The sequence below is a fragment of the Oerskovia merdavium genome (assembly GCF_014836755.1).
Classification (GTDB): domain Bacteria; phylum Actinomycetota; class Actinomycetes; order Actinomycetales; family Cellulomonadaceae; genus Oerskovia; species Oerskovia merdavium.
Genome location: NZ_JACSQF010000020.1, coordinates 4,929 through 22,529 on the forward strand (window position 1 = coordinate 4,929; position 17,601 = coordinate 22,529).

General features: G+C 72.2%; 14 protein-coding genes. 7 read left to right on the top strand and 7 right to left on the bottom strand.

All coding sequences use genetic code 11. The features are described from left to right. Positions 1–35: 35 nt before the first annotated feature. The 4 genes from H9641_RS16460 to H9641_RS16475 all read right to left on the bottom strand — a co-directional run bounded on the left by H9641_RS16460 (position 36) and on the right by H9641_RS16475 (position 3,189). Positions 36–875, bottom strand: coding sequence for an ABC transporter permease (locus H9641_RS16460; RefSeq protein WP_191805520.1), 840 nt, complete (start codon positions 873–875; stop codon positions 36–38). Beyond that, positions 872–1,672: an ABC transporter ATP-binding protein gene (locus H9641_RS16465; protein ID WP_191805521.1), complete on the bottom strand. Its 801-nt coding sequence runs from the start codon at positions 1,670–1,672 to the stop codon at positions 872–874. Before H9641_RS16465 ends, H9641_RS16460 begins: the two co-directional genes overlap by 4 nt. A gap of 81 nt (positions 1,673–1,753) precedes the next feature. Then, entirely contained in the window at positions 1,754–2,602 is an 849-nt protein-coding gene (locus H9641_RS16470) for a DUF4097 family beta strand repeat-containing protein (protein ID WP_191805522.1), read from the bottom strand. 74 nt (positions 2,603–2,676) lie between these two features. After that, entirely contained in the window at positions 2,677–3,189 is a 513-nt protein-coding gene (locus H9641_RS16475) for a histidine kinase (RefSeq protein WP_191805523.1), read from the bottom strand. Positions 3,190–3,502: 313 nt separating this feature from the next. On the opposite strand from H9641_RS16475, the gene H9641_RS16480 reads away from it, so the two are divergent. Then, the gene (locus tag H9641_RS16480) at positions 3,503–5,893 is read left to right on the top strand and encodes an ATP-binding cassette domain-containing protein (protein WP_191805524.1); all 2,391 of its coding nucleotides are present in this window, start codon (positions 3,503–3,505) and stop codon (positions 5,891–5,893) included. A 158-nt stretch (positions 5,894–6,051) separates the two neighbouring features. On the opposite strand, the gene H9641_RS16485 is transcribed toward H9641_RS16480, so the two are convergent. After that, positions 6,052–8,418, bottom strand: a complete 2,367-nt coding sequence (locus tag H9641_RS16485) for an arylsulfatase (protein WP_191805525.1) — start codon at positions 8,416–8,418, stop codon at positions 6,052–6,054. A 206-nt stretch (positions 8,419–8,624) separates the two neighbouring features. Between H9641_RS16485 and H9641_RS16490 the strand changes: the two genes are divergently transcribed. Beyond that, positions 8,625–10,874, top strand: a complete 2,250-nt coding sequence (locus tag H9641_RS16490; protein ID WP_318244650.1) for a helix-turn-helix transcriptional regulator — start codon at positions 8,625–8,627, stop codon at positions 10,872–10,874. Between the two features lie 4 nt (positions 10,875–10,878). Here H9641_RS16490 and H9641_RS16495 read toward each other — a convergent pair whose 3' ends face one another. Beyond that, a complete protein-coding gene (locus tag H9641_RS16495; protein WP_191805527.1) occupies positions 10,879–11,199 on the bottom strand; it encodes a carboxymuconolactone decarboxylase family protein in 321 nt (106 codons plus the stop codon). A 237-nt stretch (positions 11,200–11,436) separates the two neighbouring features. On the opposite strand from H9641_RS16495, the gene H9641_RS16500 reads away from it, so the two are divergent. From H9641_RS16500 to H9641_RS16520, 5 genes are read left to right on the top strand one after another with little or no spacing between them, the layout of a single operon-like run. Next, on the top strand, positions 11,437–11,886 hold the full coding sequence (locus H9641_RS16500; protein WP_191805528.1) for a DUF6325 family protein: 450 nt from the start codon (positions 11,437–11,439) through the stop codon (positions 11,884–11,886). A 25-nt stretch (positions 11,887–11,911) separates the two neighbouring features. Continuing rightward, positions 11,912–12,208, top strand: a complete 297-nt coding sequence (locus tag H9641_RS16505; protein WP_191805529.1) for an SHOCT domain-containing protein — start codon at positions 11,912–11,914, stop codon at positions 12,206–12,208. A 27-nt stretch (positions 12,209–12,235) separates the two neighbouring features. Continuing rightward, a complete protein-coding gene (locus H9641_RS16510) occupies positions 12,236–12,619 on the top strand; it encodes an SHOCT domain-containing protein (protein WP_191805530.1) in 384 nt (127 codons plus the stop codon). Between the two features lie 24 nt (positions 12,620–12,643). Continuing rightward, positions 12,644–13,417 (top strand): hypothetical protein, encoded by a 774-nt coding sequence (locus H9641_RS16515; protein ID WP_225220613.1) that lies wholly within the window; start codon positions 12,644–12,646, stop codon positions 13,415–13,417. 4 nt (positions 13,418–13,421) lie between these two features. Beyond that, complete coding sequence (locus H9641_RS16520; RefSeq protein WP_191805532.1) at positions 13,422–14,246, top strand: bestrophin-like domain; 825 nt, start codon at positions 13,422–13,424, stop codon at positions 14,244–14,246. 78 nt (positions 14,247–14,324) lie between these two features. On the opposite strand, the gene H9641_RS16525 is transcribed toward H9641_RS16520, so the two are convergent. After that, positions 14,325–17,567: a bifunctional [glutamine synthetase] adenylyltransferase/[glutamine synthetase]-adenylyl-L-tyrosine phosphorylase gene (locus H9641_RS16525; protein ID WP_191805533.1), complete on the bottom strand. Its 3,243-nt coding sequence runs from the start codon at positions 17,565–17,567 to the stop codon at positions 14,325–14,327. Between the last annotated feature and the right edge of the window lie 34 nt (positions 17,568–17,601).

Genomic DNA, 17,601 nt, shown 5'->3' on the forward strand with positions numbered 1-17,601 from the left:
CCCCCCCCCCCCGGGCCGTCGGAGGAGAGCGCCGCTCAGAGGCGACGCTCCCGACGGAACAGCGAGCGGGCCCACACGTAGCCGGCGACGCCGATCACGACGCACCACGCCACGGCCTGCACCGCGGTGGAGCCCTCGAGGCCCGCACCGCCCGCGAGCAGGCCGCGCACGGTGTCGATGATGGGCGTGAACGGCTGGTGCTCGGCGAACCAGCGCACGGCGGTCGGCATGGTCTCGACGGGCACGAACCCGCTGCCGAGGAACGGCAGGAGCAGCAGGATCATGGGGGTGTTGCTCGCGGTCTCGACGCTGCGCGCGTTGAGCCCCATGGCGACGCACAGCCAGTTGAGGGCGATCCCGAGCAGGACGAACAGGCCCAGCAGCGCGAGCCAGTCGAGCGCGTCGGCCTCGGGGCGGTAGCCCATCGCGACCGCGGCACCCAGCACGAGCACGAGCGCGATCAGGGCCTGGACGACGAACCCGAGCACGTGGCCGGACAGCACCGACCCGGGCGAGATCGCCATGGTCTTGAACCGGGCCATGATGCCGCTCGCAGCATCCATGGCGGCGCTCACGGCGACCGACGTCGCTCCTCCGACCACGGTGATGACGAGGAGCGTGGGCGTGATGTAGTCCAGGTAGGCGGCGCGTCCGTCGGCACCGGGCGTGACCCCGGGGGCGACGCCCGCGCCGAACGCCCCGCCGAACACGTACACGAACAGCAGGAGCATGACCAGGGGGCCGGCGACGATGAACATCGTCAGTCCCGGGTAGCGCACCGCGCGCAGCAGGCTGCGGCGCAGCATCGTCAGGACGTCGGCGAGCGGTCGAGGTCGCGCGACGGTGGTGGGGGCGGTGGTGGCGATGGCGGTCATCGGACGTTCTCCTTGTCCTGTGTCGTTCCGGTCTCTTCGTCGGTGGTCGGTTCGGTCAGCGCCAGGAACACCTCGTCGAGCGAGCCGGCGTCGTGCACGGCCTTGAGCTCGGCGGGCGTGCCCTCGGCGACGACGCGCCCGTCGTGCAGGACGGCGACCGAGTCGGCGAGCCGGTCGGCCTCCTCGAGGTACTGCGTGGTCAGCAGGATCGTGGTGCCGCCTGCGACGAGGGCCCGCACCTCGTCCCACAGGGTGATGCGGCTGCGCGGGTCGAGGCCCGTGGTCGGTTCGTCGAGGAACACGACCGACGGCGTCCCGACGAGCGTCATCGCGAGGTCGAGCTTGCGCTTCATGCCGCCCGAGTAGGTGGCCACGGGCTTGCCCGCGGCCTCGGCGAGTCCGAACTGCTCGAGCAGGTCGGCCGTCCGGCGGCGGCCGGCCGCCCGGCCCAGGTGGTTCAGGTCGGCCATGAGACGCAGGTTCTCGGTGCCGGTGAGGAGCTCGTCGACCGCGGTGATCTGACCGGTCACGCCGATCGAGGCGCGCACCGCGTCGGGCTCGCGAGCCACGTCGTGACCCGCGACCCGCACCGTGCCGGCATCCGCCGCCAGGAGGGTCGACAGGACGCCGACCGTGGTGGTCTTGCCGGACCCGTTCGGGCCGAGGAGCGCGGTCACGGTCCCGGCAGGGACCACGAGGTCGACCCCGTCGAGCACGAGCTGCTTGCCGGACTTCGACGCGTAGGACTTGCGCAGGCCGGCGACCTCGATCGCGGGCCCGCGGGCTGTGGTGGTCATGGGCTTCTCCTTCGATGGTGGTGGACGTGCGGGTGGAGCGACGATCAGATGGGGCACGGAGTGCGGAAGGCTGGGAGACGTTCAGGCGTGCGGCCGGCGGACGACGACGTCGCCGTAGCTCGTGCCGGCACGGACCTCGACGGTCAGGTCGCTCTCGTCGGGCCCGGCCGCGTCCTGCAGGAGGTTGCGGACGGCGCCGTGCTGCGACGTCGCGTCGAGCCATGCGGCGGTCCCCTCGGGGACCCCGACCTCGATCGAGCCGTACGAGCTCTCGAGCTGGACGCGACCGCTCGCTGCCTGCTCGACACGGATGTTCCCGTGCGCGCACCTCGCGACGGTGTCGCCGAGCGAGCGGTCGATCGCGATCTCCCCGTGGGCGCCGTTCACCTGCAGGCTCCCGGTGGTCTGCCCGATCTCGGTCGTGCCGTTCGGGACCTTGACGACCGCGTCGCCGTCGAGCGCGCGGGCGCGCAGTCCTCCCGCCGAGACCACGGCGTCGACGGCGCCGGAGACCCTGCCCACGGTGAGCGAGCCCGCCGAGACCTTGATGTCGAGGCGTTCGACGTCGTCGAGCCGGGCGTTGCCGCCGTTGAGGTTCAGGTCGACCACACCCAGCCTGCCCTCGGCGTACAGCGAGCCCGCCTTGCCGCGGAGGTTCGACCCGGCAGGGAGCTCGATGGTGACCTTGGCGCCGCCCGACGCGAACGGCAGGACGTACTGCTTCCACGAGCTGGGGTAGACGATCCTGATCGTGTCGCCGTCACGCTCGACGCGAGTCTCCTCGGCGGCTCGCACCGAACCGGACTTGGTCGGGTCGGCCGGCAGCACGGTCACGACGACGTCGTCGCGCTCGCCGGCGACCACGTACAGGTTGCCGAACGGGACGTCGATGACGACCGGGACGGGGGTGGGGGCAGCGAAAGTGGGCATGACGGATCCTCCAGAGGGCTGTTCTTGTCCGCCCCGTGGTGGCGGGGCGCCGGGATGTGGTGTCGGGTGGTGTGTCAGCGCACCCAGCCGGTCACACGACCGGAGGTGCTCGTGGCCCGGACGGGCGGGCGGGACGTGGCGGCAGGTGCGAGCGCCGAGGCGACCGCACGCACGAGCCACGTGTTGACGGACGTGCCCTCACGAGCGGCCGCTTCCTCGACCTGCGCCTTGAGCTGGTCGGGGAGTCGGAGGGTCGTGCGGGACGTGCTCACGTCGTCGGCGTCGAAGACCGCCGCGCGGGCGGGCTCCGCAGGTGGGGCGGCCGCTTCCTCGAAGCGCGCGCTCGGGGCCGGGGTCACGACGAACTCGGGGTCACGACCGCGCAGCCGCACGTCGACCGCGCCCGGGGCGAGCTCGGCCGTGATCTCGTCGGCCGCGGTCGAGAGCGCCTCGAGCAGGACGAGACGGACGGCTGCGTCGAGCGGGGCCGTCAGACGACCAGCCATCTCTCGTGCCTCGTCCCCGCCTGCGGCGGCCGCGGTGGCGAGCTGGTGCTGCAACTCGTCGACATATCTCGTCAGTTCCATGACGTCACTATGACACCATCAGTGGTGTCACGGCAAGAGATATGGCGTCACTTCTTTGACGGAGTGGTGTCATCGAGACGTCACGGTAACGTTTCTGCAGGTCAGGGCGCTGACACCTCCTACCCTGCCTGCCCAGCCCACCGAGCAGGAATCGAGAAGCCCGACGTGGGTGGCCCCGGCTAGCGTGTCTCACGGACCAGTCCGCGCGTCACCTCAGACCCTGCGTGCGGAGCAGGTCCGGCCGTCCGACGATGGACGGACCACGTCCGGCGCCACCGGCAGGGATCGCGACCTGCCCACCAGGAGGAGACAGATGAGCACCGCCACGAGCGCGGGCACTGCCGTGCCCGCACCCCACGTCGCCGACACCCACGACATGATCCGCGTGCAGGGCGCCCGGGAGAACAACCTCAAGGACATCAGCGTCGAGATCCCCAAGCGTCGGCTCACGGTCTTCACCGGGGTCTCCGGCTCGGGCAAGAGCTCGCTCGTCTTCAGCACCATCGCGGCCGAGTCCCAGCGCATGATCAACGAGACGTACAGCGCGTTCCTCCAGGGCTTCATGCCCTCGCTCGCGCGCCCTGACGTCGACCTGCTGGACGGGCTGACGACCGCGATCATCGTCGACCAGGAGCGCATGGGGGCCAACCCTCGGTCCACGGTGGGCACCGTGACCGACGCCAACGCGATGCTGCGCATCCTCTTCAGCCGGCTCGGGCAGCCGCACATCGGCTCGCCGCAGGCCTATTCGTTCAACGTCCCGTCGGTCTCGGGCAGCGGTGCCATCACGATCGAACGCGGCGGCAAGACGCAGGCGGAGAAGGCCTCGTTCCACCAGCTCGGCGGCATGTGCCCCCGCTGCGAGGGCAAGGGCAGCGTGACCGACTTCGACCTCACCGCCCTGTACGACGACAGCAAGTCGCTCAGCGAGGGCGCGCTGACGATCCCGGGCTACTCGATGGACGGCTGGTACGGGCGCATCTACCGGGGCAGCGGGTTCTTCGACGCCGACAAGCCGATCAGCAGGTTCACCAAGCGCGAGCTGCACGACCTCCTCTACAAGGAGCCGACCAAGATCAAGGTCGAGGGCATCAACCTCACGTACGAGGGCCTGATCCCCAAGATCCAGAAGTCCTTCCTGTCCAAGGACGTCGACGCGATGCAGCCGCACATCCGGGCGTTCGTCGAGAAGGCCGTGACGTTCCAGACCTGCCCCGAGTGCGACGGGACGCGGCTGAGCCCCGAGGCACGCTCGTCGAAGATCCGCGGCAAGAGCATCGCGGACGTCTGCACGATGCAGATCAGCGACCTCGCCGAGTGGGTCCGCGGTCTCGACGAGCCCTCGATGACGCCCCTCCTCAAGGGGCTCCAGCACCTGCTCGACTCGTTCGCCGAGATCGGCCTGGGGTACCTCTCGCTCGACCGCCCCTCGGGGACGCTGTCGGGTGGCGAGGCGCAGCGCACCAAGATGATCCGCCACCTGGGGTCCTCGCTCACCGACGTCACGTACGTGTTCGACGAGCCGACCATCGGGCTGCACCCGCACGACATCCAGCGCATGAACACGCTGCTGCTCCAGCTGCGGGACAAGGGCAACACGGTCCTCGTCGTGGAGCACAAGCCCGAGGCGATCACGATCGCGGACCACGTCGTCGACATCGGCCCGGGGGCCGGGCGGCACGGGGGCACCATCTGCTTCGAGGGCACGGTCGACGGGCTGCGCGCGAGCGACACCACGACGGGCCGCCACCTCGACGACCGCGCGAAGGTCAAGGCTGGCGTGCGTGCGCACCGGGGCGCGCTCGAGGTCCGGGGCGCGACCGAGCACAACCTGCAGGGGGTGGACGTCGACGTCCCGCTCGGGGTCCTGTGCGTCGTGACGGGCGTCGCCGGATCGGGCAAGAGCTCGCTGATCCACGGCTCGGTCGCGGGCCGTGAGGGGGTCGTCGTGATCGACCAGAGCGCGATCCGCGGCTCGCGACGGAGCAACCCGGCGACCTACACGGGCCTGCTCGAGCCGATCCGCAAGGCGTTCGCCAAGGCCAACGGGGTCAAGCCCGCCCTCTTCAGCGCCAACTCCGAGGGGGCGTGCCCCGTGTGCAACGGCGCAGGCGTCATCTACACCGACCTCGGTGTCATGGCCACGGTCGAGACCCCCTGCGAGGAGTGCGGCGGCAAGCGGTTCCAGGCCTCGGTGCTCGAGTACACGCTGGGCGGGAAGAACATCGCCGAGGTCCTCGCGATGTCCGTCACCGAGGCCGAGGAGTTCTTCGCCACGGGCGAGTCACGCATCCCGGCCGCCCACTCGATCCTCACGCGGCTCGTCGACGTCGGGCTGGGGTACCTGAGCCTCGGCCAGCCCCTCACGACGCTCTCGGGCGGTGAGCGCCAGCGGATCAAGCTCGCGACGCAGATGGGGGCCAAGGGCGACGTCTACGTGCTCGACGAGCCGACGACGGGCCTGCACCTGGCCGACGTCGAGCAGCTCCTCGGCCTGCTCGACCGGCTCGTCGAGTCGGGCCGGTCGGTCGTCGTGATCGAGCACCACCAGGCGGTCAAGGCGCACGCCGACTGGATCATCGACCTCGGCCCGGGCGCCGGGCACGACGGCGGCCGGGTCGTCTTCGAGGGCACGCCGGCCGACCTGGTGGCCGACCGCTCGACACTCACGGGCCAGCACCTCGCGGCGTACGTCGCCTCCTGACGGGAGCACTGCCCGGTACGGGACGTGCCCGTGCCCGACGGCGCCGCTCACCCGCGCGGTGAGCGGCGCCGTCGGGCACGGGCCGGCAGGGCAACGCGGCGCGCACCGCGGCACAGCGCCGCGGGCGACGCGGCCTCACCACTCCCCCGGTGCGCCCCTCACTGCCTTGCCATGGCGATGCGCAGGCGCTCGTCGGGGTCGATGAAGTGGTCGTGGTCGTCGGTCCCCAGGTCGATCTGCACCCAGTGGATCTTGCCCGTGAAGCGGCTCGACCGCGGCGAGTAGTCCGGGCTGACCGGTGTCCCCGACTCGTACCCGACGTCCGTCGTCTCGTCGGCGGAGAAGACCATGGCCTGGGTCGCGCCGACCCGGCCGGTGCCCACGGGGGTGCCGTCGTGGAAGAGCGTCACGTCGCCTCCCTTGGCGAGCCCTCCGCCGTCGTACGCGAACTCCATGCGGACCTGGTGCGTGCCCTCCGGGACCGTGGCCTGCGCCTCGGTCGCGAACTCCTGGATGCCCAGGACGTTGTAGACGAACTTCAGCCTGCCCTCCTTGGCGTACAGGCTCCAGCCGCCGAACCTCCCGCCCTGCGCGATGATCACACCGTCCGCACCGGAGGCCGGGACCTCGATCTCCGCGGTCACGGAGAACGACTTGTTCTTGATGTTCACGACACTGTTCTCCGAGAGCCGCCCCATCCCGGCGAACAGCAGCTGGCTGTTCCCGTGGACGAGGGTCGGGCGCCCGGCGGTCTCGGGGTTCAACCGGTCCGCGGTCCGGTCGTCGAGCGGGAGCACGTCGTACTTGACCGCCTCGATGAGCCACAGGCGCTGGAGGGAGTGCAGCCGTTCGGGCTGCTCGGCGGACAGGTCGTGCGCCTGGCTGTAGTCGGTGCTGCCGTCGTAGAGCTCCCAGACGTCGTCGTCGAACGCGACGGCTGACCCGCCGACCATGTCCCACGGCGTGCGGTGCTTGGTGACCGCGCTCCACCCCTTGTGGTAGATCCCCCGGTTGCCGAACATCTCGAAGTACTGGAGGTCGTGGCGCTCGGGCGCGTCTGCGTCGTCGAACGCGTAGAGCATGCTCGTGCCCTCCATGGGTGACTGGAGCACGCCGTTGACCTGGGTGGGCTCGGGCAGGCCCGCGGCCTCGAGGATCGTGGGGGCCACGTCGATGCAGTGCGTGAACTGCGAGCGCAGCCCGCCGGTGTCCGTGATGCGCCGGGGCCAGTGCACGACGGTCCCGTTGCGCGTCCCTCCCCAGTGCGAGGCGACCTGCTTGGTCCACTGGAAGGGGGTGTCCATGGCCCAGGCCCAACCCACGGCGTAGTGGTTGTACGACGACGGCGAGCCGAGCTCGGCCAGCTTGGACGCCATGAACTCGGGTGTCTCGAGCGCCGCCATGCCGTTGAAGTTGGCCATCTCGTTGAACGCGCCGTTGATCGTGCCCTCGGCCGAGGCGCCGTTGTCCCCGATCACGTAGTAGATGAGGGTGTCGTCGAGCACCCCCAGGTCCTCGATCGCGTCGACGACCCGGCCCACGTGGTGGTCGGCGTGCTCGAGGAAGCCCGCGTACACCTCCATCTCCCGCTCGAGCACGGGCCTGAGGTCGTCCGGCATGTCGTCCCACGCCGGGATCTCGGCGTGGCGCGGCGTGAGCTCGGCCTCGGGCGGGATCACACCGAGCTCCTTCTGACGCGCGAACGTGCGCTCGCGCTGGACGTCCCAGCCGTCCGCGAACCGGCCCGCGTACCGGTCGGCCCACTCCTGCGGGACGTGGTGCGGGGCGTGCGTCGCGCCCGGAGCGAAGTAGGCGAAGAAGGGCTTGTCCGGCATGAGCGCCTTCTGCGTCCGGATCCAGCTGATCGCCCGGTCGGCGAGGTCCTCGGTCAGGTGGTACCCCTCCTCGGCGGTCCTCGGGGGTTCGACGGGCGTCGTGCCCTCGTAGAGCGCCGGCTCCCACTGGTTGTTCTCGCCGCCGATGAAGCCGTAGAACGTCTCGAACCCTCCGCCGACGGACGGCCAGGCATCGAACGGCCCCATGGGCGAGGACTGCCAGACCGGGACCTCGTGGCACTTGCCGAACTGCGCCGTCGAGTAGCCGTTGAGCTTGAGCGTCATCGCGAGCGGCGCCTTGGTGTTGGGCTTGAGCGAGCTGTTCCCGGGCGCCGACGTCGCGGTCTCGGTGATGCTGCCCATGCCGACCGAGTGGTGGTTTCTCCCGCTGAGCATCGCGGCCCGGGTGGGGGCGCACAACGCCGTGGTGTGGAAGCGGTTGAACGTCAGCCCGCCGGCCGCCAGCCGCTCCGCGGTCGGAGTGTGGCACGGCCCCCCGAACGCGCTCGACGCACCGAAGCCCACGTCGTCGAGCAGGACGATCAGCACGTTCGGTGCGCCCTCGGGCGGGCGCAGCGGCTCGATCGGCGGGTAGGACGTGTCGGGGTCCTTGGCGTCGTACGTCGTCAGCCCGGGCCGAGGGCGGTCCGGGATGGGCAGCATGGTGCGGGCGTGCTGGTCGGGACGCATGAGAGCTCCGCTCGGTCGGGCACGAGGACATGGATACCTTTCACGGTAGGGACGGGTGCTCGTGCGCGCATCACCCAGTCCACGTGATCACCGGCGCCACGGGTGCTGTCCGCCCGCGCCCACGGGTCGGTTCCGTCGGAGATCCAGTCCGGAGGACACGCAACGGAAGACCAGCGCGGCGCGGGCCTGCGCCCTATGGTGTGAAGGTGAACGGCGAGCCGGGGACGGCACGGGGGACCGAGCAGATCGACGGACTGCTCCTCGAGGCCAAGTTCGCCGTGCCGAAGCGGCACGCCCCGGTCGTGAGCCGGGCCCACCTGATCGACGCGACCCGTGCGAGCGGTCGGCGCGTCGTGGGGGTCACGGCGCCGCCCGGCTACGGGAAGTCGACCCTGCTGGTCGAGTGGGCCGAGCGTGACCCCCGTCCCGTCGCGTGGATCACGCTCGACCGGCTCGACGACGACCCGGCGAGGCTGCTCGTCGTGCTCGCCTCGGCCTTCGCACGCCTGGGCGAGGGGCGCCCCGACCTCGTGGCGGACATGGTCGGACCTGACACGTCGCTCCTCGGGCGGGCAGCGCCCCGGCTGGCGTCGGCCCTGCGCTCGAGCCCCGAGCCGTTCGTCCTCGCGCTCGACGACCTGCACGAGGTGCGGTCGACGGCCTGCCACGACGTGCTGGGCGTGGTGCTCGAGGGCATCCCCGAGGGATCCCAGCTGGTCGCGGCGAGCAGGGACGAGCAACCCCACCTCGCGCGCCTGCGCGCGGCGGGCGAGTCGGTCGAGATCGTCGCGGAGGACCTCGCGCTCGACGTCTCGGGTACCGAGCAGGTCTTCGCCGCCTCGCAGGTCACGCTCACGCGGGACGTCGCGACGAGCGTGACCGAGCGGACCGAGGGCTGGCCCGTCGGCGTGTACCTCGCCTCGCTCGTGGCCGCGGACGACGGCTCGGGCCCCGAGACCGTGACCGGCACCGACCGTTACGTCGCGGACTACCTCCAGCGTGAGTCGTTCCGTCGGCTGTCCGCCGAGACCCGGCTGTTCCTGCGGCGCACCGCGGTGCTCGACGAGCTCGGCGCACCGTTGTGCGACGCACTGCTCGGGGTCCGCTCCTCGACCCGGATCCTGCGGGCGATCGAGACCTCGCACCTCTTCCTCGTCCCTGTCGACCGGCACCGGCAGTGGTTCCGCTACCACGCACTGTTCCGCGAGTTCCTCCTCGACGAGCTCCTCGTGACCGAGCCCGAGCTCGCCGACGCCCTTCGGACGCGGGCCGCCGACTGGTACGAGGAGAACGGCTCGCCCGAACGCGCGATCGAGATGCTGCTCGCGACCCCCGACGTCGAGCGGACCTCCCGGCTCGTCGCGCGCGTCGTGATGCCCCACGTCCAGGCAGGCCGGGTCACCACGATCGACCGCTGGCTGGCAGCGCTCGGGGACGAGGCCATCACGAAGTACCCGCCGCTCGCGGTGCTCGCGGGCCTGGTCGCGGTGCACGAGGGGCACGCGGCCACGGCCGAGCGGTGGGGAGCCGTGGTCGACGCGGCCTCGTTCGACGGCGAACCGGTCGACGGGACCGCCTCGTTCGCGTCGGCGCGCGCCATGTTCCGGGCGCTGCGCTGCCCCGACGGACCCCAGCAGATGCTCGACGACGTCGGCACCGCCCTGGACTGCGAGCCCGCGTGGAGCCCGTGGCGGGACACGGCGCTCGCCCTGAGCGGTGACGCCCTGCGTCTCGTCAGGGACGAGGACGCGGCGACCGACCAGCTCGAGCAGGCCGCTGCGGCGGCCGAGGAGCTCGACCACGCGAGCACGCTCGTGCTCGCCGAGGCCCAGCTCGCGCAGCTCGACATGGATCACGACCGGTGGGCGCGCGCGGGCGACCGGGTCCTCCGGCTCCTCGACGTGATCGATGCACGCCGGATGCACGACTACCCGACGAGCGCCCTCGGGTTCGCGCTGGCCGCGCGGTACCGCCACCATGCGGGCGACCTCGCGGGAACGCGCGCGCTGCTCACCCGGGCGATGCGTGCACGGACCTTCAGCACGTACGCGTTCCCGACGCTCGCGGTCCGCACCCGGCTCCAGCTCGCCCGGACGAGCTGGGCCACCGCTGACGCCTCGACCGTCAACCACCTCCTGCGGGAGATCGACGACGTGCTGCTACGTCGCCCGGCGCTCGGCGCGCTCGCGGACGAGGCGGTCGAGCTGCGCCGTGCGTTCGACGCAGCCTCGCGCGCAACGGCCCTGCCGACGTCGGGCACCCCCCTGACCCCCGCCGAGCTGCGCCTCCTGCCCTACCTGCAGACCCACCTGACGATCCGCGAGATCGGGGAGCGGCTCTTCGTGTCCCGGAACACGGCCAGCTCGGAGATCGGGTCCATCTACCGCAAGCTCGGGGTCTCGAGCCGGAGCGACGCCGTGCGCACCGCGATCGACCGAGGGCTGCTGGGCGCCTGAGCGCTCACCCGGGCTCCCGGGCGTCAAAGGGGTCGAACCCGAGGGCGAGGGCGAGCTTGGGGGCTGCGGCGACGACGCTCGGCAGGCCGACGATCGGGATGGTCGCCGACAGGACGTCGACGATCTCGGCCGTGGTCGCCCCGGCGTTGACGGCGTCGTCGACCTCGCTGCCCCAGGTCGGCTCGGCCCCTCCGACCGCGACGAGCGCCGCCAGGCGGACGAGGGCGAGGGTCTTGGGATCGAGGACCACCTCTTCGACCTCCAGGTCCTCCTCGAGCCGTGCGTCGTTGGCGGCGAAGCGCCGTAGTCGGTCGGTGTAGTCCACGTCGTCCCCTTCGGTCCGGTCACCGGGTCCTGTCCACCCATTGCCGCACGCGGGCCGACGGGCGCGCATCACCACGATCACATGATTCGCGCCGGCACCGGGTGCGTCCCACGACCCGAACTTCATGCGGTCTGCATGACGACGCGCGCCCACCGTCGGCGCACTCTGGTCCCAGACAGGGCGAAGCGCGCGGCTGTGGGCCGGTGCCCGCCCCCCGGAGGAAAGGACGACCGACCCATGACACAGGAGCCGACCGACCTGCAGGAGTCGGGACCCATCGACTACCTGATCGTCGAGTTCCCGTCGGAGGCAATGACGGGCGAGGCGTTCCCCCTGCTGGTCGACCTGGTCGACCGAGGGATCGTCAGGGTGCTCGACCTGCTCGTGCTCCGCAAGGAGGACGACGGGACCGTGACAGGGCTCGAGCTCGACGAGCTCGCCGACGGCACGACCGGGCTCGAGATCTTCGCGGGGGCCGTGTCCGGCCTCCTGGGGCACGAGGACCTGGTCGAGGCGGCGCAGGCCGTCGAGCCGGGCAGGACGGCAGCGGTGCTCGTCTACGAGAACGTCTGGGCCGCCCCCTTCGCGACGGCCCTGCGCCGAGGCGGCGCACAGCTCGTCGCGGGAGGCCGCATCCCCGTGCAGGCCGTGCTCGCCGCGCTCGAGGCCGACGAGACCACCGACTGACCCGGACCGACCGAGGAGGCTCACCATGCCAGGACTCATCCGAGGAGTCGCACGCACCGCCGTCGTGGCCGGGACGGCGACCGCCGTATCCAACCGTGTCTCGCGGCGTCAGGCGGGACGCTGGGCCGCCCAGGAGGCCCCGCCACCGCAGCAGCAAGCGCCCCAACCGACGTACGCACCCGCGCCGCCGGCCCCCGCACCGGCACCGGTCGACATGGACGCCCGGATCGCCCGGCTCACCCAGCTCGCCGCGCTGCGCGACCAGGGCGTCCTGAGCCCCGCAGAGTTCGAGGCCCAGAAGTCTCAGATCCTTGCCGGTTGACCGGCACCCGTACGAGGAGGACGTCAGATGGACAGCTTCATGGACTGGTTCTGGTTGATGATCTGGTGGTTCTTCTTCTTCATGTACCTCATGATCCTGTTCCGGATCCTGGCAGACCTCTTCCGCGACCACGAGCTCAGCGGCTGGTGGAAGGCGTTGTGGATCATCGCGCTCGTGCTGGTCCCGTTCCTCACCGCGCTGGTCTACGTGATCGCGAGGGGCCGTGGCATGGCCGAACGGCAGATGCAGGACGTCTCCCAGGCCAAGGCCCAGACCGACGCGTACATCCGCGACGTCGCCGGTGCGGACGCCTCGGCGGCGTCCCAGATCAGCCAGGCCAAGACCCTGCTCGACTCGGGGGCGATCACCGAGGACGAGTTCGCCACGCTCAAGGCCAAGGCGCTCGCCTGAGGTCCCAGGGAACGCGGGACCGACGTGGCCGACCACGGGAGCCCCGGGCCCCGTGGTCCGGCCGCGCCCGGGGCCGCGACTCCCCCGGCCGGGCCCGTGCCGGGAGCCTCTGGCATCCCGACCGCTCCGGGCGGCACCGTTGCTGCGGTCCACCGGCACCTCGAGCTGGTGGCCGCGATCCTGCTCGGGGTCGCCACCGTCATGACGGCCTGGTCGGCGTTCCAGAGCGCACGGTGGGGCGGTGAGATGGCCACGTCGTACAGCGCGGCGGGAGCTGCACGGACCGAGAGCAACCGTGCCTCGACGCTCGCCGGGCAGCAGACCATCATCGACGTCCAGCTGTTCACCGACTGGTTGAGCGCGCTCGACGCGGAGCAGGGACGCGTCGGGCCGTCGTCGGGCTACGTCCCCGACCCGGCGACCTACTCGGGCTTCCTCTACGCGCGGTTCCGCGAGGAGTTCCGGCCCGCCGTGGACGCCTGGGTCGCCCAGGACCCCTCGGAGAACCCCGACGCCCCGCCCAGCCCGTTCGCGATGGACGAGTACGTCCTGGCCGCGACCCAGGAGTCGCAGCGGCTCGAGGAGAAGGCCGACGCGGCCGTCACCCTGGCTCACCGGGCCAACGCCGTCAAGGACGACTACGTGCTCGCCACGGTGCTGTGCGCGTCGGTGCTGTTCTTCGGGGGGATCGGCGCCAAGCTCTCCTCGCCGCGTCTGCGCCTCACGCTGGTCGGGATCGGCGGGGTCGTCCTGCTCGCGACCCTCGGCGTCCTGATCTCCTACCCGGTCCAGGTGTAGCCCCATGAACATCGTGCTCGCAGCACTCGTCACGATCGGGGCGACCGCGGTCACGATCACGGCCATGCTCCTCGTGCGCGCCCGGGCGCCCGAGGGCAGCCGCTTCCACGACGGAGACCGCGCGTCGGGCGTGTTCGGTGTCCTCGCGACGGGCTTCTCGGTGCTGCTGGGCTTCATCATCTTCCTCGCCTTCGAGTCCTACGACGAGGCGCGGAGCGGGGCCGAGGACGAGGCGCAGATCGTCGCCCAGCAGCTCCAGACCGCGCAGTTCCTGCCGCAGGACGTGGCGTTCACGTTGTCCGGCCAGCTCGTCTGCTACGCCCGCTCGGTCTCGACGACCGAGTGGGAGGCCCTGGCCGACGGCCGGCTCGGCGAGGCCGTCAACCCGTGGGGGGTCGAGATGTTCCGCACGATCAAGGGCGTGGAACCGGTGTCCGACACCGAGCAGTCGGCCTACGACCGGTGGATGGACCAGACGGCCGACCGCGAGCAGGCGCGCCAGGCCCGGGTCCACGGCGCCGAGGGACTGATCCCCCTGCCGCTCTGGCTCGTGCTGTTCGTCATCTCGGCGACCATCTTCGTCTTCATGCTCTTCTTCGCCGACTCGGCCGAGGGCGCCGTCACGCAGTCGGTCCTCATGGGCAGCGTCACGCTCGTCATCTCGCTCATGCTCTGCCTGCTCGTCTTCTTCGACCATCCGCACGGGCACCAGGTCGGCAAGCTGCAACCGGTCGCGATGCAGCGCACGTTGGTCCTCATCGACACCCAGCTCGGTGCGGCGGGCCTCTCCGTGACACCACCGTGCGACGAGGACGGCCGCGCGACGTGACCCACCCCGGGACGCGCGGCGCCGCACGGTGCCCCGTGCTCGGGCCCGGACCGCGGGCCCCGGCGAGCGAGAGAGAGCTCAGTCCTCGCCGTAGAACACGCGCTCCATGACGGCGCGGGCGCGCCGGGCCGTGCGCAGGTACCGCTCCTCGAGCTCGGCCCCCGACTCCTCACCGATCACCCGGGCCAGTCCGGCGAGCGCACGGACCTCGTGCGGCAGGACGTCGGCCGTGGGTCCCCCGGTGCGCCCGGACCAGAGCACGAGCGCGCTGCGCAACCGCGACGCGAGGTGCCAGGCCTCGCCCAGGGTCGCTGCGTCGTCGGGCGTGACGATGCCCGCGTGCGAGGCCGCCTCGAGCGCGTCGATCGTGGACGTCGTCCGCAGGCCGACCACCTCGTGCGCGTGCTGGAGCTGGAGGAGCTGGACGGTCCACTCGACGTCGGAGACCCCGCCACGTCCCAGCTTGAGGTGGCGTGAAGGGTCGACACCGCGGGGCAGCCGCTCGGCCTCGACGCGGGCCTTGATGCGCCGGACCTCGCGCTCGGTCGCGGGCTCGACCCCGCCCGCCGGGTAGCGCATCGGGTCGACGAGCGCGACGAAGCGCTCGCCGAGACCCGGGTCTCCTGCGACGGGCCGCGCGCGCAGCAGGGCCTGGCTCTCCCACGCGGACGACCACCGGTCGTAGTACTCGGCGTACGACTCGAACGAGCGCACGAGCGGGCCGTTGCGTCCCTCGGGCCGCAGGTCGGCGTCGACCGGCAGGCCCGGCTCGGGGCCCATGTCCCCGAGCAGCGAACGCAGGCGCGTCGCGACCAGGAGCGCGAACGCCTGGGCGTCGCGGTCCGCCGCGCCTTCGACGGGCTCGTGGACGAAGAGCACGTCGGCGTCCGAGCCGTAGCCCATCTCCCGGCCACCGAGGCGCCCCATGGCGACGACCTGCAGCCGCGCCGGGTCGTCGGCCGGGCGCGCGATCCCGAGCTCCTGGCGCGCCACGAACTGCGCGACCCGCAGCCCGCCCACGAGCACCAGGTCCGCGGCGTCGGAGATCGCGCGCGCCGCGTCGACCGCGTCCACGACGCCCAGGATCTCCGCGGCCCCCGTCCGGGCGAGCTCGCGACGCCGCACCGCCCGCAGCGCCTTGGCCGCGGGCCCCGCGACGTCGGCTCGCGTGAGGATCGCGTCGGCCTCGACCGCGAGCCGAGCCGCTCCGCGCGGGGCCAGCTCGGCGTCGTCCGCGAGCCAGGCCACGGACTCGGGCGAGCGCGACAGCGCGTCGGCCATGTAGCGCGAGCTCGACAGGAGCGTCGCGAGCCGGTGCGCGGCCGAGCCCGAGTCGCGCAGCAGCTTGAGGTACCAGTGGGTCGAGCCCAGCTCCTCGGACAGCGTGCGGAAGTTCAGGAGACCCGCGTCCGGGTCCGCGCCCTCGGCGAACCAGCCGAGCATCACGGGCAGGAGCTGGCGCTGGATCGCGGCACGCCGGCTCACGCCCTCGGTCAGCGCGACGACGTGGCGCATCGCGCCCGCGGGGTCGCGGTAGCCGATCGCCTGGAAGCGGGCCTTGGCCGCCTCCGGCGCGAGGCTCGCCTCCTCGGTCGAGAGCTGCGCGGTCGCCGGGAGCAGCGGCCGGTAGAACAGTTCCTCGTGCAGCGCGCGCACCTCGCGGCGCGTCGCGCGCCACCGTTCCATGAGCCCCTCGGCGCCCTCGGAGCGCATGCCCACCGACCGTGCCAGACGGCGCAGGTCGTCCTCCCCGGTGGGGATGAGGTGGGTGCGGCGCAGGCGGAAAAGCTGGATGCGGTGCTCGAGCGATCGCAGGAACCGGTAGCAGGCGGCCAGGCGCGCGGCGTGCTCGCGACCGACGTAGCCACCCGCTGCCAGCGCGGCGAGCGCCGTGAGGGTGCTGGGGCTGCGGATCGAGTCGTCGGCCCGGCCGTGCACAAGCTGCAGGAGCTGGACCGTGAACTCGACGTCCCGCAGTCCCCCCTTGCCGAGCTTGAGCTGGCGGTCCGCCTCTGCGGCGGGCACGTGGTCCTCGACCCGGCGGCGCATGGCCTGGGAGTCCTCGACGAAGTTCTCCCGTGCCACGGCCGTCCACACGAACGGGTTGATCGCGTCGTGGTAGGCCGCCGCGAGCTCGGCGTCCCCCGCGACCAGCCGCGCCTTGAGCAGCGCCTGGAACTCCCACGTCTTGGCCCAGCGCTCGTAGTACGCGAGGTGGCTCGCGAGGCTCCGGACGAGCGGCCCGTTCTTGCCCTCGGGGCGCAGCGCGGCGTCGACGGGCCACAGCGGCGGTTCCGACGACGTGCCCGAACAGACCCGGGCGAGCCCCGTCGCGAGGCGCGCCCCGACGCTCGTGGCGTAGGACTCGTCGTACCCGTCGGCGGGCTCGGCGACGTAGATCACGTCGACGTCGGACACGTAGTTGAGCTCGCGCCCACCGCACTTGCCCATGCCCATCACAGCGAGCCGGACGCCCGCGCCGTGGTCGTCGAGCTCGGAGCGGGCGACCGCGAGCGCGGCCTCGAGCGCGGCGGCAGCCAGGTCCGCGAGCGCCGCGGCCACGGCCGGCATCGCGGCCAGAGGGTCCGGCGCCGTGAGGTCGGTCGCGGCGATCCGCAGGATGCGCGCCCGGTAGGCCCGGCGCATCGCGTCGGTGGCCACGGCCGCAGGGAGCGCCGCGACGGGCTGCCCTGCGTCGGGGTCCGCGTCCACGGCACGCAGCAGCTCGGCGCGCACGGTCTGCGCGGGAACCCCGGTCCCGGGGGCGGGGTCGGCCACGACGTGCAGCAGCTCGGGGTGGGAGACCAGGTCGTCGCCGAGCGCGACCGAGGCGCCGAGCACGGCCAGGAGCCGGTCACGACCGGTCGGGGCGGGGCCGTGCGACGCCGCGTCTTCCGCGGTGTCGTCCGAGCCTGGGCGTGAGTCGGTCGCCGCGGCGCCCGCACCCGCAGCCTTGCCGGCAGTGTCGGCTGTGTCGGCCGGCAGCTCGCCGGCGTCCCCTGCGTCAGCGACCGCCGCCACCCCCGAGAGCACGTCCCTGAACACGGCGCACGACGCCTCGTCCCCGGCCACCGCGCTCGACAGTCGCGCGAGCTGGAGCAGAGCGAGGTCCGGGTCGGCCGTCGCCCCGACGGCGGCGAGCAGCTCCTCGGGCAACGGTCCGAGGACCCCCACGAGGTCCTTGTCGTCGAGCAGCGACACCGAACGGGTGACGTCGGCGAACCCGAGCCTGCGCAGCCGGGAGGTCGGGGTGGTCCGCCGCGACCCTCCGGGCGCGCCGAGGCTGCTGAGGTGAGCGCCGCCGTCGGGCCCCGGGGTCATCGCGACCACCACGGCCCGACGGGCTCGCACGAGA

Bases quoted from the DNA above. Each gene is read 5' to 3' on its own strand.
- H9641_RS16460 (WP_191805520.1), bottom strand. From the start codon at position 875: ATGACCGCCATCGCCACCACCGCCCCCACCACCGTCGCGCGACCTCGA.
- H9641_RS16465 (WP_191805521.1), bottom strand. From the start codon at position 1,672: ATGACCACCACAGCCCGCGGGCCCGCGATCGAGGTCGCCGGCCTGCGC.
- H9641_RS16470 (WP_191805522.1), bottom strand. From the start codon at position 2,602: ATGCCCACTTTCGCTGCCCCCACCCCCGTCCCGGTCGTCATCGACGTC.
- H9641_RS16475 (WP_191805523.1), bottom strand. From the start codon at position 3,189: ATGGAACTGACGAGATATGTCGACGAGTTGCAGCACCAGCTCGCCACC.
- H9641_RS16480 (WP_191805524.1), top strand. From the start codon at position 3,503: ATGAGCACCGCCACGAGCGCGGGCACTGCCGTGCCCGCACCCCACGTC.
- H9641_RS16485 (WP_191805525.1), bottom strand. From the start codon at position 8,418: ATGCGTCCCGACCAGCACGCCCGCACCATGCTGCCCATCCCGGACCGC.
- H9641_RS16500 (WP_191805528.1), top strand. From the start codon at position 11,437: ATGACACAGGAGCCGACCGACCTGCAGGAGTCGGGACCCATCGACTAC.
- H9641_RS16505 (WP_191805529.1), top strand. From the start codon at position 11,912: ATGCCAGGACTCATCCGAGGAGTCGCACGCACCGCCGTCGTGGCCGGG.
- H9641_RS16510 (WP_191805530.1), top strand. From the start codon at position 12,236: ATGGACAGCTTCATGGACTGGTTCTGGTTGATGATCTGGTGGTTCTTC.
- H9641_RS16520 (WP_191805532.1), top strand. From the start codon at position 13,422: ATGAACATCGTGCTCGCAGCACTCGTCACGATCGGGGCGACCGCGGTC.
- H9641_RS16525 (WP_191805533.1), bottom strand. From the start codon at position 17,567: ATGACCCCGGGGCCCGACGGCGGCGCTCACCTCAGCAGCCTCGGCGCG.